Source organism: Micavibrio sp. TMED2 (assembly GCA_002168225.1).
Lineage (GTDB): Bacteria > Pseudomonadota > Alphaproteobacteria > TMED2 > TMED2 > TMED2.
In genome coordinates this window covers 688,317-708,087 of record NHBH01000009.1, presented here as the reverse complement: position 1 = coordinate 708,087, position 19,771 = coordinate 688,317, and the positions used below count along the sequence as shown (strand labels likewise).

Genomic DNA, 19,771 nt, shown 5'->3' with positions numbered 1-19,771 from the left:
TATCGGGGTCGATACGACACACACCGCCCTTAATCAAGCGTGGTATCGGGCACCAAGTCAACGGCTACCGAAAGTTCCTGCGATCCGCCGCCCATAATCACGCCCTTGACCGGGCTGATATCGAGGTAATCCCGCCCCCAGCCGATGACCACATGATCAGTATCGACAATCAGGTTATTGGTCGGGTCGAGATCTACCCAGCCCACATCCGGTCCGCACCAGACCGAAAACCATGCGTGACTGGCATCGGCACCGCGCAGGGCGGCCTCATCAACCGGCAGACTTGTTTCAATCGGCGGCAGTTCGGCAGCCGATTTTGCCGCCTTTTCCAGCGCCTTCTGGGCCGCCGGGTCAGGGGCGGACTGGTTGCCGCCGGTGGTGCGGATATAGCCGGAGACATAGCGGGCAGCCAAGCCGAGACCGCGCAGGCCCGAGATGGCAATCTGGGCAAAGTCCTGACAGACGCCGCGTTTGGCCGCGAAGGCATCGGCCACCGGGGTCGAGACACCGGTCGCACCCGGCTCATAGGTGAAATCCTCGAATATCCGCTGGTTAAGCTCGCGGGCTGCTTCCAGTATCGGGCGACCGGGTACAAAGGACTGGCGGGCATAGGCGGCGATTTCCGGCTCGACCGATACACCGGGCGAGGCGAGCGAGCATTCAAGCGGTAGCAGATTGTTCGGAAAGCCGTCGCCATTGACCATACTGCGCACCTGTTCCCAGGCCAGCGTGGACAAGGGCACCGGCACATCGCGGCGGGAGACGTCAATGGTCGCCTCGGCCACCACACGCAGCGCCTCATGCACCTGCTCTATCGCCAGAAAATGCCGCCAGTTGCCAAAGGTATCCCGGCGGGCAACGATCGTATCAGGCTCCGGCTCGACCCGGATGCTGGGATTGTGAACCTGCTGATATGGCAGATCACGCAGCTGCAGGCACAGATCGTGATGCGCCATGGTGGCGTCGCTGCTGTATTCATAGGTCGTGACATGGCGCAGATGATAGCGCCGGGTGGAAGCACTCGTCGGCATGGTTATTCCTGCCCCTCCCTTGTCCGGGATGGACGCCAGTCGGCGCGCAACACGTGCTCATCCTCGCTGTGCAGGAAATAGCCGCGATAAATCTGGCCCGACAGATTATTGAGGATGCTCTCGGCCTCAAATACCAGACGATCCAGTTCAAGGCTGGCGGCATTCTCGGCATCGGCGGACAATTCCTCGGGAGCCTTGAACAGGTCAATCATGGTACCGAGACTATCGGCTACGTCACGCAGTTCTTCATGGGCATTGATGTGGCGGCGATAGGGGAAGCCCTCAGCCTGCTTCATCATGGCATTGATCTGGAATACTACCGATTTCGGGTTGGTCTCATCGGTCAGGAGCAGATCCAGAACCGGACGCGGGTGCAACTGGCTCAGATAGCGGTTGCGATAGGTGATCAGGGTATCACCAAGCTCCAATGCCAGCCGCAGCTGCATCTGCCCCGGATCATTGACCGCGCCACAGCAACTTGATGCCAGCCGCAGGCCGAAGAATGCGGTTTCCAGCCGTCTGCCAAAGCCGAGGAAGCTCCAGCCGGTACCACGAACCATGCCCTCCGCGACGATGCCGGCAAAGCTGGCGCAACGCTGCAGCACCTCGTCAAAGACATGCAGGCTGAGATCGATATCGCCCGCCGCATGTTGCAGACGGTCAGCCAGCGGACCGGTAAACTCGCTCAGTATCTCCCACATATCGCTGGAGCAGCGATCGCGCAGCCCCATCATCAGGCGACGGGTCTGAGTAAAATCATTGGCCAGCGGGCCATCGCTGGCGGTTGCCTTCAACAGGGTTTCCGGGATGGTGGCCGGGATTTCCGGCGTAATATCCTCTTCCCAGTCAACCAGACCATGGGACCGGAAGAATCCAGTCAGGCAGTTGATCTCACGGTACTCGCCCGATCCCTCGGTGGCGTTGTAAAGGCGATAGAATACCGCCCGTAACAGGCGCACCGACACCTCGATCCGGGCCATATGGCGACCGAGCCAGAACAGGTTGTCGGCAACCCGGCTCTGCAAGCCGCCAGTCGAGCGGACCAGATCAATCTTCTTGGTACTGATCGGCAATGGGTATTGGACCGAGGGCGCTGCCTCGTCATTCAGCACCCAGACATCCTTGGTGATCGAGCCATCGGCGAGAATACCGCTGAATGGACTGCCACTGACCGGCAGGCGGGCAAAACCGCCTGGTAGCACTTCATAGCCATTTGGCCCGGCAACCGTGAATACCCGCAGCACCACCGGGTTCGACTGCATGATCTGGCCGGAAATCATCGGTGCCTGGCTGGGCACCAACCGCTCCTGCGCCACATATTTCTCCGGCTCGCGCCGCATGTCGTCGATCAGTTCGGCCCGGGCCGATGGGCTGAGCGCGGTCGGATCGTTCGGATAGCCGTCACCACCATAGAAGGCCGGCAGAATGATATAGTCGTCGAGGCGATCCAGCACCCGGCGGAGAATCTCCGGCTGGCCGCACCACCATGTCTCGGCACTGACCGCCAGTTGGGTTTCGCCAAGCAGCTCCTGACACAGGCGGGGCAGGAACGGGAACAGGGCTGGCGTCTCAATCGCACCGCTGCCGATGGAATTGGCGATCTGCAATCGCCCTTCCCGCTGCAGATGGGCAAGGCCGCTGACCCCGAGCAGACTGCCGGGGCGCAGGTCGAGCGGATCACAGAAATCGCCATCCAGACGGCGCAACAGCACATCAATCGGCTGCAGCCCGCCAAGTTCTTTCAGCAACAGCTTGTCGCCACGCACGGTCAGGTCGGCTCCCTCGACGAGGGCGATATCCATTTCGCGGGCGAGGTAGACATGCTCGTAATAGCCCGGTGCAAATGGCCCCGGCGTCAGCAGCGCAACACGCGGGTTGCTGCCCTGCGCACCGGTTGCCATGGCCTTCAGCCCATCGGACCAGGTCTTGAAGAACTGGTGACAGCTGCGAATCTGCTGGTTGGTGAACACCTCCGGCATGGCGCGCGCCAGCGTCCGGCGGTTGGCCAGCGCAAAACCGGCACCGGTCGGCACCTGCGTCCGGTCCGCAACGATGGTCCAGTGACCATCCGGGCGGCGCACGAGATCGGTCGCATAAACCTGCAGGTGACGGCGCTCAGGGTCGTATTCGGCCATATCCGTTGCATCGCGGCGCAATGGTCGCAGATAGTTCGGATTGCCATAGACCAGATAGGGCGGAAACAGGCCCTTGCGCAGGGTTTCCTGCGGCCCGTAGAGATCGGCCAGCAACCGGTCGAGCACCTGTGCCCGCTGGATGATCCCAGCCTCGATATAGCGCCATTCCTCACCGGTGAGGATCAGCGGCATTACGTCGAACAGCCATTCCTCGTCATCCCGGCTGCCGGAATGATAGCCCAGTGAAATGCCGGTATCGGCAGAGAGTTGTCGCGCACGCTCAACCCGCTCCTGCAGCCCGTTGGCACCAAGCATCTGGTACTGGGCCATAAAGCTGACCCAGTGCGGCCGTGGGCGACCATCGGCACCGAATGCTTCATCGTATCCCGGTACGCTGCGATCAGCACCGGGCACGAATAATGGTAAATTGGCCTGACTGCTCATAAAGCCCGGTATTTCAGCGGAATGACCTGTGTTCAGGCCCGAAAATCTCTCTGCTCGCTCGTTGGATACCTTTTACGCCAACGACTTTAACCAGAGGAATTCCGCCTAAATATTAATCAATGTCAAGTAGCTGGAAGGATTTAACAGGCGACAGCCGCATTTATCCTAGGCTCCGGATCGGCTGCGTTTCTTGCCCATGGGCCGTTTTGCCCGCTGTTTGCCGCTGGCCTCACCCGGTTGCCTGCCACCGGCTCCCTGAGTCGGTGCACGTACGATCTTGAGCGGCAGGCGCTTGACCGCAAGACGGGCAACCCGGTCAACCCGGCCCTCGTCATTGACGACGATGCGACGCAGATCGAGAAACTCTTTATTGATCAGACCGAATTGCTTGATTGATTTGGTTTTGGCCGGAATGATGATCCTGACAGGCAACTGGTCATCGCTCGGGCGATCCACCTCACTGAGACCTTCCGAGGACAGGGTCAGGGTCGCAGGTGTGATATTTGGGCATAATTCTATATGGGTCCATTCAATTTCATTGAATGCAACAAGCTCTGGTTGTTGGATTCCGAGGAATGGCGCACTATCGATATCACCGATCGCAAAACGACGGGCGACGACCATATTCACTTTCAACGCAAGGGTATCACCGGCACGACCAATCTTTACCAGTCCGTTTCCGGCATGGTTTGCAAGCCAACGCAGAAACATCGACTCTTCAACAACTGGCTGGTTAGTGGCAGTGCGGGACATCCGCGAGGCACCTCAAAATAAAATACTATGCAGGACTTCGGCCCAAATTCAGATCAAGCAGACAAGCTCTCACGTGTTTTTGCCAATGTACTATCGTCTTTGGCAACGCCAATCTTGCTGGCGGGTGAAAACTTGACCCCGGATGAGGCCGCCGCGCTCGACGGTCTGCTGCCTGCTTTCATGCTAGATGCCTGCTCCGTATGGGAAACAATATCAGGAAATCCCGTGGAAGCACCGATCAGCTATGATCCCGATGCTTTGATGGGTGTACGCGTTGCCGATATGCCCGACTTGCCCGCAACGGTCGTGCTCGCCTGTATGACAGAATCGGCATTTTCCGTATTGCGAAATGACGCTATTGTAACAGATGCCCTGCTGTCACGCTGGTCCCGGCAGATCACACAGATCAGATCGGCAGGCTCGGCTGGCGCGGGTTGATGTCATAGCAACCATGTTGGCTTCTGGCCAGCCCGGTAGCGCGAAAAAATGAAGACTGGGTTTTCTAAGGTGAACAGATGAGTCAAGGCGGCGGCAATAGCGGCAATCAGCAGGATCCGACTTTCGGCATTGCACTGGGCATGATCTTCATCGGGATCATCATTTACGTGATCTATACCGCGAACAAGGAAGGCATCCATTTTGTCATCCTGCAGCTGCGGGGGATCGAGCTGTGGCTTACCGGCCAATTCTACTGGCTTGGCGGCTTGATATCGCCAGCCATGGCACAGAAGAGCGAGATGTTGCTCGACTACCGGCAGAACATGCTGCAGACGCCGATCAAGAGTTACAAATGGGCTGATGTAGTCGCGATCTCATCCTATGTCGGCGGGTTTATCAAACTGCCGATCATGCTGGCCCTTTGTGGAACCGGCATCTACTTTATCTTCAAATATCCGAAATCGGTCCTGCGCAAGAAACACAACCTGAGCACCCTGATCAAGTATCAGGCCCGCAGATGGCCCTCGATTACGCCAATCGTCAAAAACGACCCGCTGAATGACAAGGAAGGCCAGTGGCTTGAGGCTCTCGACCCGCGCGAATGGGCCGAACGTCACGGCGTCGATATCGAGGATGGCGCGCCGGACCGCGAGGCGGCCCGTGCCGCCCTTACCCGACAGCTGCGCCGCCCATGGACCGAGGTGTCGGAATTGCCGCCCTATCTGCAGGCAATCGTCGCCGGGTTCGTGCTGCGCGGTAACAAGAAGGGCAAGGAATGTGAGGAACTGTTCACCCGTCTGGCGCGCGGCGCATCTGCCCATGGCTCCGGCGACCGGGCGCTGAAACGGGATGCGACCCTGACCAAGCTGGTCATGAAAACCCTGAAAGACCCGAAGCTGATGGCCGAGCCGAACAAGGTTGCCCGCCAGCATGGCTGGGTCGAAACCGCCATGGCAGCATTGCTCGACTGGGCCCGGATCAATGGCGGAGTGCTGGCTTCGGCAGACTTCCTCTGGCTGAAGCTTGATGACCGGGCAATGTGGTACGTGCTGAATTCGGTTGGTCGCCCGACCTGCCTGATCGAGGCTTCGGGTGCCATTGCCCATTGGCGGGCCGAGGTTGTTACCCGTCGCCCGATGCCTGAGCCGGATGTGGACGAGGCCGTCTTCGGGCTCGAGGAATATCTGGCCGGCTAGGCCAACCCTATTCACGCCTCATACTTTCGGACCAGTGCCCCCAAGGCCATGTTCACGGTTTTGTTTTTGCTGAAAACACCATGACTTGCTTGGGCAATAGCTAAGTATCGGTTACACTGTTCTGTGACTAGTTGGGGGTATTTTTCATATGGGGGCCCACCCTGCACCATCGTCAGATCATGAGTTCTGACTGAACCGGATGTGCAGGGGCCGTTTTCAATCGGTGCGCCGTTCCCTGTTGCCTCTGTGACATTTGTTAAGAAGGGTAAGCGCGGTGGCAAAACGCGATAAACCAGAAGTAATCGGCAAGGATGGGCGTGTTTCCTTGTGGTTTCCGGATTCCAAGACCCCGGCCTTACGGAGTTTTCCGGCTGATTCAGACATCGAAATGACCATGAACAAGGTCGAGGATGGCTGGGGCATCTATGTTGGGCTGGATGGGGCAAAGCCAACCGACGCCGTTGCTATCTATGAGGATGAAGCGGCGGCAACCGATGCGCTGTCACGCACGGCCATGATCCTTGGCGGCTACAAACCGAAAGATGCCTGGTGGTATGCCCGCTGGACCTCGGTTTTCATGCTGCTCGGCGTCATTGCCTCCATGGAAGTCTATTTCGCCATTACCAACCCCGAGGATCTGATTGCCGGCGATGCCATCAGTTCACCGGGCGCAAGCTATGGTGCGCTTGGCGGTTCGTCCCTGCCCTCCACCAGCTTCGGTGGCGGCACCGGTCAGGCCGCAGCAGCGCCACCGGTCAGCGGTGGCTATGGCGCATTGCCGTCAGCACCGGGGCCGGGCGCCATTGCGGCAACCCCGAGCACCAGCGGCATCGCCGCACCCAATCCAGGTGGCGTGCAACTACCGAAACAACCGGGTGGGCTGAGCGCCTTCGGGCTTGATGATCGTTCCCCACCAGCGGGAAGCGATGGCGCACAGAACCCGCTTTTCAATCTGGATAATTGATAACAGATACGCATCAGGGCTTGGGTAAAGCCCTGATGCGCGTTACACTGGGCTCAGCTTTTGAGCGCTTTTTGAGCATTTTAAGCATCGTACCAGCAAGGGGACAGACGCTTGGCAAAGACCCCATACGTTGATTCCAGACGCCACGAATACAGTGCGCTTGCGTTCCTGCGTGACACCAGAACGCTCGGCCAGATGTTCTTCGATGCCATCAAGATGCCGCAAACCGCGGCACTTGGCATGTTCGTCCTGACCGGTATCGCCTTCACCTTCCCCGCCCTTGCCGATATCGCCCTGCTGGCTGGGGGCGGATATCTCTATTTCATGCTCAAGCTGCCGACCGAGCTGCCGTACAAGCTGCCGGCCCAGACCGGTCTGCCTGATCCACACGACGTCAATCCGGGCACCGGCAAGGCCCAGAAGGCCGATGGCATCCTGTATTTTGGCAATGATCTGGATCGGGGTGATGAGCTCTGGTTCTCCAACAGTGATGCCCGGACCCACTTCCTGATCCTCGGGACAACCGGTTCCGGTAAAACCGAAACGCTGGTCTCCATGTCATCCAACGCGCTGAGCTGGGGTTCGGGCTTCCTGTATTGCGATGGTAAGGGTGATACCAGCCTCTGGGGCAAGATTTACTCCCTCGCCCGCCGCTTCGGTCGCGATGATGACGTTCTGATCCTGAACTTCATGACCGGTAACTCCGATGGCGGTGGCGAGAGTAACACCTTCAACCCGTTCGCCCGCGGTTCCGCCGGATCGCTGACCGAGATGCTGGTCTCCCTGATGGATGACCCCGGTAAAGAAGGCGACATGTGGAAAGGCCGGGCGATTTCCCTGCTGACCGCAATCATGATGGCGGTCTGTAAACTGCGCGATGACGGCAAACTGCTGCTGAACATTGAAGCGCTTGGCGACTTCCTCAACCTGCCGAAGATTGTCGACCTCTATCTCGACAAGCACGGCACCTATGACCTGCCCCCGAAAATCCGCTCACAGCTGAAGAACTATCTCGACAGCTTGCCAGGCTTCGACTGGAACGAAGCCCGCGCCGGGCGCCCACAGGCGGCGACCGCGAACGATCAGCACGGTTACCTGCAAATGCAGTTCACCCGTATCCTGACCTCGCTGTCCGGTACTTATGGCCATATCTTTGACCACGAGTTGGGCGATATTGATGTTTATGACATCGTTGTAAACCGCCGCATCCTGCTGGTCCTGCTGCCCGCGCTGGAAAAATCCGAGGACGAACTCGCCAATATCGGCAAAATCGTCGTGGCCTCGCTGAAGGGCATGATGTCCGCCACCCTCGGTGCGAAACTCGAAGGTGACTGGTCCAACGTTATCTCGACCAAGCCAACCAACTCCGCTTCTCCATTCCTCTCGATCCTAGATGAGGTCGGCTACTATACCGTGCCCGGTATGGCGGTCATGGCGGCACAGGCCCGCTCCCTCGGCTTCAGCATGGTATTTGCCGCTCAGGATGTGAGCGCGATGAAGAAGCGCTCGGAGAAAGAGGCTGAGTCGATCATCGCAAACTGCAACATCAAGAGCTTCATGAAGCTCGAGGACCCGGAGCACACCAACAAGCTGTTCGATGCCACCGCCGGTACGTTCTTTGCGGCCGAGGTGTCCGGCTTCACCATGGACCCGAACTCGACCTTCAACAACTATAACGACATCCGCAACGCCTCGGTACGTGAGCGTCGCCGGTCGGAATTCATCGATCTGCGTCTGCAATCATCGGGTGAGAGCCACACCTTCTTCGGTGGTAAGATGGTGCGGGTGAAGATGTATTACGCTAACCCGCCATCTTCCAAGCGCCTGCGCTATAACCGCTTCATTCCGATCCGCTTCCCTGATCCGGCCATGACCGGCGCTGGCAATGTGGAACCGGTGCTGGAGCGTCTGCGCGATCCGAACTGGACCGCCGCCGGTGCTGCCCAAGAGGCACAACCACTCGAAGAGAACCTCAGCCTTGCCGTTCAGGCCATGCAGGCCGCCATGAACAGTGACAGCTCACTGTTCAACGCAGCCGGTGCCGCGATCGGTACTGTCGCCTACTCCTTTGAGGATGCCGCGAAAGGTGGCAGCGGGGTTGATGTCGGTGATGAAGCTGGCGAAAGCGGCGGCAGAAGCGATCAGCCGGTTGCCTATATGCCGGCCCAGCCGAATACAGCGCCAGTGGCCCAGATGCCGAGTATGCCGAGCATGGGGACAGCCGGTGCTGATGATCTCGAGGGCCTGTGCGCCAAGATCTGGGGTGATGAGGCTGCCGATGTCATTGACGGTCTGCGGGCTGTTCAAGCCGCCTGGGTTGATGATGATATTGCGGTTCAGGAGACCCTCGATGCGCTTGAGGACGCAGCCACGGCTGCGCTTGACTATCCTGATGACGACATGCCTGTCCTGCCGAAGCGGGATGATATACCGGATGAAATCCGCGGCCTGATCAGCATCCTGAATGATGAGAAAGCCGCCGAGATGGCATCAGCCTGAGCCTGAGTGACAATCCGTAATAGCAAGCCCCCTCACGGCATATGCCTGAGGGGGTTTCTGTTAGGCGCCCGGACACATGCCCTGCTCCTCACCCCAGCCACCAGCAGCAGCTACAGTCGCGCGTCACAGCGCTTGTGTGAGACATGTAGAAGATAGTTTCTTAGAGCGTTGCCCGAGGGAGGCCTAGCCTGCATTTCACCGGCTGGCTGTGGCGCCCTGCGTATCAACGGGTTCAGAGAAACAATGATCCGGCAACCGCTGCATCAGGCTGTCACGGTATCAGCGAAAGCCCACTATCCCGCTCAACATAGCTTACCGGGGCTTGGGCTTTCTGACCGGCTTGGTCTTTACCTTCTGGGCATCACGGCGACCGGCAATACGGCTGACAATGTGATCGGTCTTCCAGTCACTGAAGCCACGCTCGCTACGGTTGGCGAGACCGACCTTCCCCGCCATGCGTGAACGTGCCGGACGATCTGGCCCTTTGTTGATCTCGGAATAGCCCTTGGAACTGCTGCCGCTATGGCGATCCCAGTCCCAATGGATTCGGCGCCCACGGGCATAGCGTTCATAGACCACGGCATCGTCACGGCTGCGATGACCGCCACCGAGATCATCCTGATACCGCTGGCGTTGCAGCCACAGACGAAGCAGCCATACAGCAACACCAGTGATTATCACAATCACTGCTGCTGTCGCACCGCCAACCATTGCCGCTTCAATCACCATCTATTTTCAACTTCCGTTGCCAAACACCTGTTCAAGATATGCGTGAAGTTAATGAAAAACACAATCGGATCGTCAAGCAAGCCCTTAGATACCCAGTATCATGACACAAAAAATGGGGCCCGTACGGGCCCCATTTTTCTTTTATTAGACTGCCTGGCTTAGCTGCCTTCGTGCTTGTCAACCTTACCGGATGCCGAGGATACGGCGGAGGTGATTGCCCCGGTCTGGATGATTGCAAATGCACCAGACTTGAACTCATCCTCACCGGCACCGCCGCTACCGGAACCAATCCAGCGCAAGACACGATCAGGCAGATCATTGATTAGACCAAAGGCTTTATAGCAGGTGACAACTGTCACGAATGCCATCAGAGCCGTGGTAATAACCGTGCTCATCAGGTCGGCAGGTGCACCGGAGCTTTGAGCAAGCGTCATGGTTGATCCGATGCTCATACCGAGGAATGGTACGAAGATATAGATCAGCATCATGCCCGCCAGCATACCGATAATCATCAGCGCCGGACGCAGGAGCAGGCTCAGAGCCAGCATGTAGCCCTGTTGGCCAGCTGGCCCCATGATGCCTTCACCATCCATGCGCATATGTGCAAGCGCCCAGAGTGGTGCCGCGACAACCGCTTCGATCACCAGGATGAACCAGCCCACAAGACCGCCAATCCACAGAAGCCATGGCAGGAACGGGAAGATGTACCCAAGCAGCAAACCCGGGAACAGCATCATCTGGCCAATTGACCGGAACATGCCGAGGATGTTTTCACCCAGTGGACGCATGGTTTCAACCAGACCGGAAACCGCAGCGGACCGCATGTAATCATCACCAGCCACAGCAAACACCGCTGCTGTATCACCCAGTGTCTTACCACCACTGTCGGCAGCCAGCATGATAATCATGCCGTTTGACCACAATGCACGACCCAGACCAATCACAGCCGATATCGGGTTGGTTGAACCGGAGTCCAGGATAAGACCGCTCTCGCGCAGGAGTATTTCACCACCTGCTGCCATAGCACCATTAACCGTGTCCTCATCACCAGCTGCAGCAACGAGTGAAGCTGTACCGAAAGCGGACCCAATCAACTCACCCCAGGTTGCACCACCAAAGAGCCCACCAAGGAACCCCGTGAATGGCGTAACAACCATAGTGGCGACACGATACTCAGCAGTGTCATTGGCAGCCTCAAGCTCATTGCTTGTACCCATCACACGTGCGAGACGCTCCTGATATTGAGCCTGGGTGGTGCCGTCATAGACACCTGTACGGCCAACCTCGAGGATGGCGTTTTTGTAGTATGTTTCCACATACTGCATCGCTTCACGGAAAGCAGCTTCGGTATCGCTGTCGCAACCACTGCTCCAGAATGCCAGTACATGTTCGTTACCAACGGCTTTACAGATCGCGTTGATATCCATGACATCGGTAGGCTCAACCGGCTGCAGAGACATCATATTCTGCATAACGCCGTTCAGCTTCATCAACTGAAGGAACCATTCGCCAGCAACGACCCAGCCGCCATCTTTTGCAAGGGCACGGAATTCATTCGCAAGCGCTGTGCCTTCAGTATCACCGGTACCAAAGGTTGATTGAACGACATTCTGTACGTTGGTGCGAATTGCATTGCCATAAGTATAGCTTGCATTCAGAAGAGCAACCCCTTCGGTTCTCAGCCGTGCGCTCACATCATTCCGCAATGCATCGAGAGTTGTACGATCTGCAGGCATGACATGGCGACTGATGATTTCACCAGAAATTCTGGCTGTCACCGGATCAAATTGTTTCGCAAGATCACGAAGAGGATTGGCGTATTGAACGGCAATATTGTTCGCCAAAGCCCGGATCTCTGATTGCAGGGTAGCTTCGGCAGTCTCCTCGGCGCTGCTGTTGCCAGACAACCAGTTGAATGCCTGACGGAAGAAGCTGGTACCGGTTTCGGCAAAACGACCGGTGTTGATAACCATGGCACCGCAAGCATTTTTACGGATTTCGGTACCAAACCACCTGTTCAGGAAGCCAGCAGAACCGCGACCAACAGGGGTCCATCCGAGTTCATGGCTGCCACGCCCGACATCACCGCCATCAAGCCATTCGGCATGACGATAAAACAATGGGTTGGAAGGGAAGATTTCAGTCGCCCCAGCAGAAGCACTGTACAGATTGGTCCCGCCGTTAGCCCAGGCCCAACCTTGCGCACCACCGCCCCAGCTATCTGCATCTAGCTCGCCCAGATCGAAATCATCGCTACCGCCGGCAGCCAGACCAATGATGTAATAATTGGCCATATGGAGACACATGTTATTGGCAAATACCTGCTCGGCAATACTTTCGTAATGACCATATGCTGCCGGGGCAATCAGACTGCCGCTGGATGTCAACATACCGTCAACCGTGCGGTTCCACACGGTATTGGCAAGCCCAACACCAGTCAGGGCAATGCTCACAACCAAAGCCTGTGCCAGACAATAACCGCTTGCGGTTGGCACGATCAGAGCGGCAGAACCGGCAACACGGACCGGACCCCAGAGGGTTGACCAGCGCTTGCCAAGAACCTCACCGTCATTCGCGGTTTGCACAATACCGGCAAACAGCTTGTAGGTGAGGACAAGGGAGCCGACGGCCAACGCACCCGAGTTCAGCACCTTGAGCGCTTCCCCCATCAGGGTGGATGGACCGGTCGGGGCATCTTCAGGCGGCGTACCGCCAAGATTTACCAGATCAGGGAATGCCGCCTTGATCCAGTTGGCAGAGATATCCTTCTCTGTCACGCAGAACAGCACGCCCGCGCATGGATCTTCGGACGCCCAGGCGATCTCTGGCAGCGCAACAGCCACCATCGCCAAAGCGATTACCAACATGTACTGAACATATTTGTCCATAACCCCCACTCCCGATTCTGGCTCTTCAAAAACTTGCATGAGCCGGGTAAATCCGTCGTATAACAGCCTTCCAAAAGGCCGATCTGAGCCAAAAATCCCCCTTCGGCTCAGTGTAGTCGCTTTATTGCTCTGATGCTTCTGTCTGCATCATATCATCTCATTCCAAATCTCATGGTCTGCCGTTCCTGACGATCAGGTGCAGGCCGACTTGGCGCCGGTGCCTTGAACTGTGCAGACGGGTCCATGGACATGCGGCCATCGCGTGTCTGGTACATGCCCTCGCCCGGATTTTGTTGCTGGCCGCTGCCACCCATTGCTTCTTTGGCATGAGCAGCTTCAGCGCCCACCTTCATGGCAAGACCAGCCGGGCCGCCGATCGCCGCCCCCCCAGCCATCATCGCGAAGGTTGCAAATTCATTTGCTTCCTCCTGATTCGGGTCTTCATGTTTGTGCTGTTGCTGCATGCCCGGAGCAGGCGCATCGGACTTGGGTCCGGTAGCAGTATTGGCAGGCGCCCCGATCTTAAGGGATGCCTGCAACCGTGCAAGCCCGCCCGGAATGGCAGCATTCACATCACGGTGCATTGCAGCCACCTGCGTGGAACGCGGTGCCCCCAATTCCGGAGACTGCGCCATGCCGTCATTTACTGCTGTTGCTTGTGCACTCACGTTATTGGCCCCCCAGCCAGTTCACGAAAACAATCCACCTGAATATCCCGTGTCACAAAAATGTAATAAACTTTCAAGCCCATCCACTTATGCGACACTTTATTTTAACCCGGTTTTGAAACCCCTTGGCAAGTTATATTTCACCAAACCGTTTCAAGTTATCTAAAATTTGTGATAAACATAGACGATACACAATTTAGGAGCAAGCACGATTTGATAAAAGCTTGGTTTTCCGTGTGTATAAGAGGGATGCACTTTCATAGCTAAAAAGACATCATGCGCAAAAAACATGATGTGCCAGTTTATGAATGCAGCTATGCTATATAGCAGGGTTTGAGGGGTTAGTTTCTACGACAGTGCAACTGGGGGGTTGCCGGAATATGCCAAAACTCGATCAACAGGCGATCAGCGACTATTGGGATCAGAAGGGGGAGAATATGGCCCTCACACTGTCCCATCTCGAGGAATCCGAGCCATGGCCGGTTGCCGATGACGAAGACGTGAACAGCGCGGTTCGTGAACTTGGTGAAACGCTCGAAGAGCTGCCAGAAGGCGAGTTGGCCCAGTTGGCCGCGACCCAGGAGCTCGTCGACTCAGCCCGCGTCTCCCTCGCCTATATGAAGGCATCAACAAGATTGCGCCTGTTATCATGGATGGCCGAGGAGCGGACGGATGGCGCCGCTCTCGCCGCCAATATCCTGTCACCCAATGGCGGTGATGATAACGCGATTCAGGCCGGACGGGTCGTTCGGGACTCGCTAAGACATCTTGCGCGCCTTGATTTAATGTATAAAGTTTTTGCAGTTGAGCGATTGGCGTTGATCCAGGACGCAATCAAAAGGGGGTAAGGATCATGTTACGCAGTATGATGCTGGGTATAGCAGTGGCTATGGTAACGATTGTTTTATCAGCCATGGCGCCATCACAGGCGAAGGCTTTTGATACGTCATTCCAGGGCAACTTTACTCTCGGTCTCGCGGATCTTTATCCGTCCGGCAATGATCCATGCCCTGCAGACCGGCGCCAACAGCTGGAAAGCCGTATTGAGGCGGCAGTGTCCAAATATATCGAGATGATCCCGCTCTGGTTTGTCGAGCCGAAGCATGTGAAGCAGATTGTGAACTGCCTCACTGACCTGCTCAATGTCGGCCTGAGTGTCAGCGCCATTTTTGGTCTGAACTGGACTGCCCTGCTCTCAAACATTCTCTCGGACCTGATCAATCGGGCTTGCGAGGCGGCAACCCGCGCTGTTGACAAGATCGTCAGCGAGATTCAGGCAAATATCCAGTTGCCAAACATTACAGCCAATATTTTCGGCAATGATGTGACGTTGTTCGGCGGATCAATCAGTGGTGGCCTGGTCCGCGGTGCACCGGCCGGTGAGATCAGCATTGATCTGAACACACCGGTAGGCACCACCCGCTACACCAGACCATCCATTATACCGTAAGCTTTTGGGACCGGGACCGACATGTGTTGGCCCCGGTCATCCTATCAATGAGATAGAAACCGGAATTGATCCAAGTTGGGGGCTTTGAAATGAATAAGATGTTTATTCGCCTGTTGGGCCTAACCATCTGTACGCTGGTTGCCGGCGTTATTGTCATGGCCCCGCAACAGTCACGGGCAGCCGATTTCGACCCCTGTATTCCGGAAATTTGCGACCATGTGGAACGTCTGGTTGAGCACGCGAAAGACCAGTTTGTGCAATCAGCCCGCGATGCACTGCCAAATCCGAAGCATGTGAAGCAGGTTGTGGATTGCCTTGATCAGTTGATGAACATTGCCATGAATATTGGCCTGATGCTGACCTGGCCCGATTTCAGTGCCCTGCTTAGCCAGATCATCGATCAGCTGTGCCAGCAGATCCAATCGAAATGGGACGCGATTCTGTCGCAGTTGAATGCTCAATTCCAGTTGCCGGATATCCCGATCGAAATCTTCGGCAATACATATAGCGACTGGATTACCGGCGGCGTAAGCGTTGGCATCACACGTGGCAGCGGCGTTCCGGGTGGCAATATCTCGATGGAACTGGTGTCACCGGTTGACCAGACCTACATCCAGACACCGATTATCAGACCATAAAACTTAACGGTTCCGGGCTATGGCACCGGAGCCTTGGAATTGAACAGGTATAGAAGAGTATTGGGGGATATGAGCATGAAACGGACTATTGGCGCAGCCGCTATCGCATCGTCGCTTCTTGCCGGCACTGCCATTACCATGGTGCCCGGCACCGCACAGGCCTGCGGATGTCTGCCACCGGCCTATGCCAGTACGGTTGCCACCTCCACCGGTGCCATCGGTGCCGGCTTCGGTATGCTGACCCTGATGATCAGCCAGTCATTCGGCGCCCTCAATGCCAGCCTTTCCGCGCAGGCATCGAGCAATGCCGAGGTCGTTACACAGCAAAACAGCGAATATACCCAACTGGCACGATATGAAGCCCGCCATGAAATCCTCAATGGCTTCACATACACCCATGATCCATGCATCTCATATGATGCAACCACCCGGAGTGGCCCCAAAAGCTTGGGATCATTGCAGATTCGTCGTCAGCTCAGCGAAGCCAATGACATGCAGCTCCGCAATATGACCACGGATACGGCAGGATCAGCGACGGCGAATGCCAGGGCTCGCACCGAGAACATGGAAGAAAAGTATTGTGGAGAACTGCCTGCGCGTTTGGGGCGTTGTGATCCTGCGGCAAGTGATATGGACCTCGGCTCCCGTCCGGAACTCCGCGATGGCCATATCAAGCCTTTGGTATTCACTCAGGACACCCTGGATGAGAAGCTTTCTGTGGCAACCAATGATTTTGCCTACACTTTGATGGGCCCTACCCCGCCCGCCCATAGCGCCTCTGTCTATAACAGCCCGCGCGGTGCCATGCGCATGGCCGAGCGTACAACCCGTGATGCGCGGATTGATACCAGCATGGAGACTTGGGAATACCTGATCGGCCTCAAGGCCGAGGTTGGTGAGGAAGACAAGGAGCTGGCCGATAACCTGCGCAAGCACCTGACCGGTAGTGATGATGCCGAGCTCAACGGCTCCAACGAGCACGCTACCCGGATGAGCCTTTATGAACTGATGGCCTTGCAGAATGAATACCGGTTCAAGGATGGAACATGGGTGGAAGGTATGATTACCGCGCCTGATGAACTTGGCCTGCTCAAGGAACTGACCATCATGGAAGCAACCGGTCTCTATACTGACTGGATGCGTTTCGAACTTGACCAGCGAATTGCCGGCAATCTTGCCATCATCGTCGCGGCGAAAGCCGATGAAGCCTATGAACGGGCTCAATAAGACAGAAATTATTGGGTTCGGATAAGGAGGCAAGCACATGGCACGCATATCTGGAGCATCAAAGGCACTACCGTCCATTCTGGTAATTGTCGTATGCCTCGGCATTGCCTCCACGGCAGGCATGGCCTTCCGGCAGGCCAAGAGCTGGGGCTGCCCTTGCGGTGCCAGTGCTGCCATGGTTCAACTGACCGGTCTGACCATTACCGGTTATGTCGAGACTTGGATTGCCTGGACCTATATCCTGCTTGCCAACAACTTCTCGGCATTGAATGCCCAGATCAACGGCAATACACAGGTCAATGTCGAAACAGACAGCTATCAAACGATGGTCAAGGCTCAGGCTGACAGAAGCAGCATGTCATTCACCCAAAGCCTGGCGAATACGGAATCACCTGACGACAAGTTTCAGGCCACTGTTGCCAGCGTTGCTGGTGGTGTTGAAGCTACCACCTACTCCACAAATAAAGCCATTATGGAGCAAAATATCGAATGGCTTCGCGGACTGGATGAAACAACCGCCAATACAACCGCCGCCAATGCCCGCAAAACCATAGAGCGGCAGCAGCAACTGTATTGCGGCGAGCGTGAAGCCGAACTTGGGTTGTGCGAAGCAGTTGATGCAGAGCTTCAGAATGCCCATACCCGCGCAGAATCGATTTACGAATACAGCGTGTTGTCGGAGAAGTTTCGCAATGCCGCTATCGATTTCTGCCGGGCACTGATCGGCAGCAACCCGACCGTAGACTACCCGACATCCGAGGCACCCAGAGAAAGCGTGAAGTATCAGGATCGCGAAACCAGAGATGCAAGGATGGCCCTTTCCCTCGGTACCTGCCAGCATCTGGTAGCACTCCGGGCAGAGGTTTCGGATGGAGAGATTGCCGCATGGGCCGAAACCATGCGCAAACTGATCAGTGGTCAGGAAGGCGGTGTCCCGGATTATCTGAGCGACCTGTCGCCTGATGCAACCGGGTCCAGCTTCCTTGAGGTACTCGGCTTTGCCTCGAAATACCGGCTGTCCAATCCAAAATGGATGACCCACACCCATACAATCGCTGATCCGACAGCTGTCCTGAAACAGATCGTTGCCATCCGTGCAACCCGGATGATGATCAAATGGCAGCGTTTTGAGCTTCACCAGTACAATGCCGCCATGATTGCCACGATCCAGGCTGCAGAATCACAACAGCGCTACGAGACAAATACCGGACGCATCAGCGAAGCAAACTTCTGATGCTACATCTGACAATTTGATCTGGTAGAATTTGCTGGTAAACAGGGTTTATCAGGCCGCAACAGCTGTTGCGGGTTTCCAGCGCAAAGTTTCTTGTCCACATGTCCGATCAAACATCTTCAGCCGACGATTCAGCCTCCTCCGGTAACCAGAAGAAGAAACGCAACTTCAGCGGCTGGGTCCAGCGCCGTTTCTTCCCGATCAATGACGTAAAATCCTCGGCGACGCTTGCTTACAGCATGTTGGAAGCCATTACGCGCAACGAGGGCGCGCCGCGTCATGAGACTTTTGAGGATGCGATCGCCCGTCAGGGGCTGACTGAAAAGGATCTGCTGTCGGCATACCGGCGCCAACGATTGACCGCCATCCTGTTATTCGTAGCCATGATTGCAGCCCTGCTCTATGTGGCATTTCTCATGCTGACGCTGACAACCCTGGCAGACTTCTTTGTCGCCATAATGGCGATCGCACCCGCCTCGGTTCTTGCCATCGGCTCATTCCGCAGCGCGTTTCGAGCCTGGCAAATCCGGACGAAACGCCTTGGCGAACTGAAATATTTCATCAGCAACATGCGCGAATGGTGGCCTGTGAGCATTCACAGCCTCGATCTGGCCCCAACGCCCAAGCTCACTGCGGCCAAGAAAAAGAAGAAACCGGCAAAAGCCTGATACCGGTCAGTTGGCAGCAAAGCCAAGGCCGAATATCGCGGGATTACTCCTGCCAATGATCCGATGATCCGCCGCCACCGCCACCGCCCATATTGGGTGAAGGTGCTGCACTTGGGACCGCTTCCGGCTGGGCCCGGGCCATGGCTTTGACACTGACATCGTGAACCGCTGACACACGGTGTTCGAGCGATACATTAGGCCCGGCATCAAGAATGGCATTGTAAGGCACCTGACGGATGCCGGCCGCCATGGCGTGCTTCATATCCCGTACCGCCGCGATCGTCTTGTTCAGCATCAGGTCGAGCTTTTTACCCTCTTTCTGCAGTTGCCTGGCTTCCTTGCCAGCCTGGCTGATCGAGGATTTGACCCGCTTGGTCGCATTCTTGAAGCCACTATCGCCCCTGATGTTATTCCAGAGACCGAACAGCTGCTCACGGTAATGATGGATCGGATCACCCGCCCGGCGACGGCCCTTGCCACGCCGACGCTTCGAGGCATCGGCAATATCCGCCTTCATCTTCTCGGTCATCTGGCCATCGCGGGCCTTGTCGAAGGCATCCTCGACTTCCTGCAACTGGCCTTCCGACCATATCTTGGCCAATCGCATCGGATTGGCGAGACGACGATCGGATCGACGGGTCACATAGCCCATCCGGTCCTGATTGGTATTGGAAGCCTGCTGGATCTCGGCCACCAGTTGGCTGGCCTTCTCAACCACTTTATAGAGTTCGATATTCTGGGGCTGGTCACTCATGGATCACGGTTCTGCAGATATTTTACCATACAAGCCAATGATACAGGCTAGTTAC

17 protein-coding genes are annotated in these 19,771 nt (G+C 56.5%); 10 read left to right on the top strand and 7 right to left on the bottom strand.

Annotated features, from left to right (window positions below; all coding sequences use genetic code 11):
- Positions 1-29 precede the first annotated feature (29 nt).
- From CBB62_14925 to CBB62_14915, 3 genes are all read right to left on the bottom strand, one after another.
- The gene (locus tag CBB62_14925; protein OUT39651.1) at positions 30-1,031 is read right to left on the bottom strand and encodes a hypothetical protein; all 1,002 of its coding nucleotides are present in this window, start codon (positions 1,029-1,031) and stop codon (positions 30-32) included.
- 2 nt (positions 1,032-1,033) lie between these two features.
- Positions 1,034-3,610: a hypothetical protein gene (locus CBB62_14920; GenBank protein OUT39650.1), complete on the bottom strand. Its 2,577-nt coding sequence runs from the start codon at positions 3,608-3,610 to the stop codon at positions 1,034-1,036.
- A 165-nt stretch (positions 3,611-3,775) separates the two neighbouring features.
- Positions 3,776-4,321 carry a hypothetical protein gene (locus CBB62_14915; GenBank protein ID OUT39649.1) on the bottom strand — a complete coding sequence of 182 codons (546 nt, stop codon included), beginning with the start codon at positions 4,319-4,321 and terminating at the stop codon, positions 3,776-3,778.
- Between the two features lie 69 nt (positions 4,322-4,390).
- On the opposite strand from CBB62_14915, the gene CBB62_14910 reads away from it, so the two are divergent.
- The 4 genes from CBB62_14910 to CBB62_14895 all read left to right on the top strand — a co-directional run bounded on the left by CBB62_14910 (position 4,391) and on the right by CBB62_14895 (position 9,460).
- Positions 4,391-4,801: a hypothetical protein gene (locus tag CBB62_14910; GenBank protein OUT39648.1), complete on the top strand. Its 411-nt coding sequence runs from the start codon at positions 4,391-4,393 to the stop codon at positions 4,799-4,801.
- Positions 4,802-4,878: 77 nt separating this feature from the next.
- Positions 4,879-5,997, top strand: a complete 1,119-nt coding sequence (locus tag CBB62_14905; GenBank protein ID OUT39647.1) for a hypothetical protein — start codon at positions 4,879-4,881, stop codon at positions 5,995-5,997.
- A 388-nt stretch (positions 5,998-6,385) separates the two neighbouring features.
- The gene (locus CBB62_14900; protein ID OUT39646.1) at positions 6,386-6,961 is read left to right on the top strand and encodes a hypothetical protein; all 576 of its coding nucleotides are present in this window, start codon (positions 6,386-6,388) and stop codon (positions 6,959-6,961) included.
- A 195-nt stretch (positions 6,962-7,156) separates the two neighbouring features.
- Entirely contained in the window at positions 7,157-9,460 is a 2,304-nt protein-coding gene (locus tag CBB62_14895) for a hypothetical protein (protein ID OUT39645.1), read from the top strand.
- Between the two features lie 312 nt (positions 9,461-9,772).
- On the opposite strand, the gene CBB62_14890 is transcribed toward CBB62_14895, so the two are convergent.
- From CBB62_14890 to CBB62_14880, 3 genes are all read right to left on the bottom strand, one after another.
- Entirely contained in the window at positions 9,773-10,189 is a 417-nt protein-coding gene (locus CBB62_14890) for a hypothetical protein (GenBank protein OUT39644.1), read from the bottom strand.
- Between the two features lie 158 nt (positions 10,190-10,347).
- Positions 10,348-13,116, bottom strand: a complete 2,769-nt coding sequence (locus CBB62_14885; protein OUT39643.1) for a hypothetical protein — start codon at positions 13,114-13,116, stop codon at positions 10,348-10,350.
- 113 nt (positions 13,117-13,229) lie between these two features.
- Positions 13,230-13,712, bottom strand: coding sequence for a hypothetical protein (locus CBB62_14880; GenBank protein ID OUT39642.1), 483 nt, complete (start codon positions 13,710-13,712; stop codon positions 13,230-13,232).
- Between the two features lie 341 nt (positions 13,713-14,053).
- On the opposite strand from CBB62_14880, the gene CBB62_14875 reads away from it, so the two are divergent.
- From CBB62_14875 to CBB62_14850, 6 genes are all read left to right on the top strand, one after another.
- Positions 14,054-14,593 carry a hypothetical protein gene (locus CBB62_14875; GenBank protein ID OUT39641.1) on the top strand — a complete coding sequence of 180 codons (540 nt, stop codon included), beginning with the start codon at positions 14,054-14,056 and terminating at the stop codon, positions 14,591-14,593.
- Between the two features lie 65 nt (positions 14,594-14,658).
- Positions 14,659-15,195 (top strand): hypothetical protein, encoded by a 537-nt coding sequence (locus CBB62_14870; protein ID OUT39640.1) that lies wholly within the window; start codon positions 14,659-14,661, stop codon positions 15,193-15,195.
- A gap of 89 nt (positions 15,196-15,284) precedes the next feature.
- Positions 15,285-15,833, top strand: coding sequence for a hypothetical protein (locus CBB62_14865; GenBank protein OUT39639.1), 549 nt, complete (start codon positions 15,285-15,287; stop codon positions 15,831-15,833).
- A 69-nt stretch (positions 15,834-15,902) separates the two neighbouring features.
- Positions 15,903-17,060 (top strand): hypothetical protein, encoded by a 1,158-nt coding sequence (locus CBB62_14860; GenBank protein ID OUT39638.1) that lies wholly within the window; start codon positions 15,903-15,905, stop codon positions 17,058-17,060.
- A 121-nt stretch (positions 17,061-17,181) separates the two neighbouring features.
- Positions 17,182-18,294 (top strand): hypothetical protein, encoded by a 1,113-nt coding sequence (locus CBB62_14855; GenBank protein ID OUT39637.1) that lies wholly within the window; start codon positions 17,182-17,184, stop codon positions 18,292-18,294.
- A 101-nt stretch (positions 18,295-18,395) separates the two neighbouring features.
- A complete protein-coding gene (locus CBB62_14850; GenBank protein ID OUT39636.1) occupies positions 18,396-18,962 on the top strand; it encodes a hypothetical protein in 567 nt (188 codons plus the stop codon).
- Between the two features lie 43 nt (positions 18,963-19,005).
- Here the strand turns inward: CBB62_14850 and CBB62_14845 are convergent, their stop codons facing one another.
- Positions 19,006-19,716: a hypothetical protein gene (locus CBB62_14845; protein ID OUT39635.1), complete on the bottom strand. Its 711-nt coding sequence runs from the start codon at positions 19,714-19,716 to the stop codon at positions 19,006-19,008.
- Positions 19,717-19,771 lie beyond the last annotated feature (55 nt).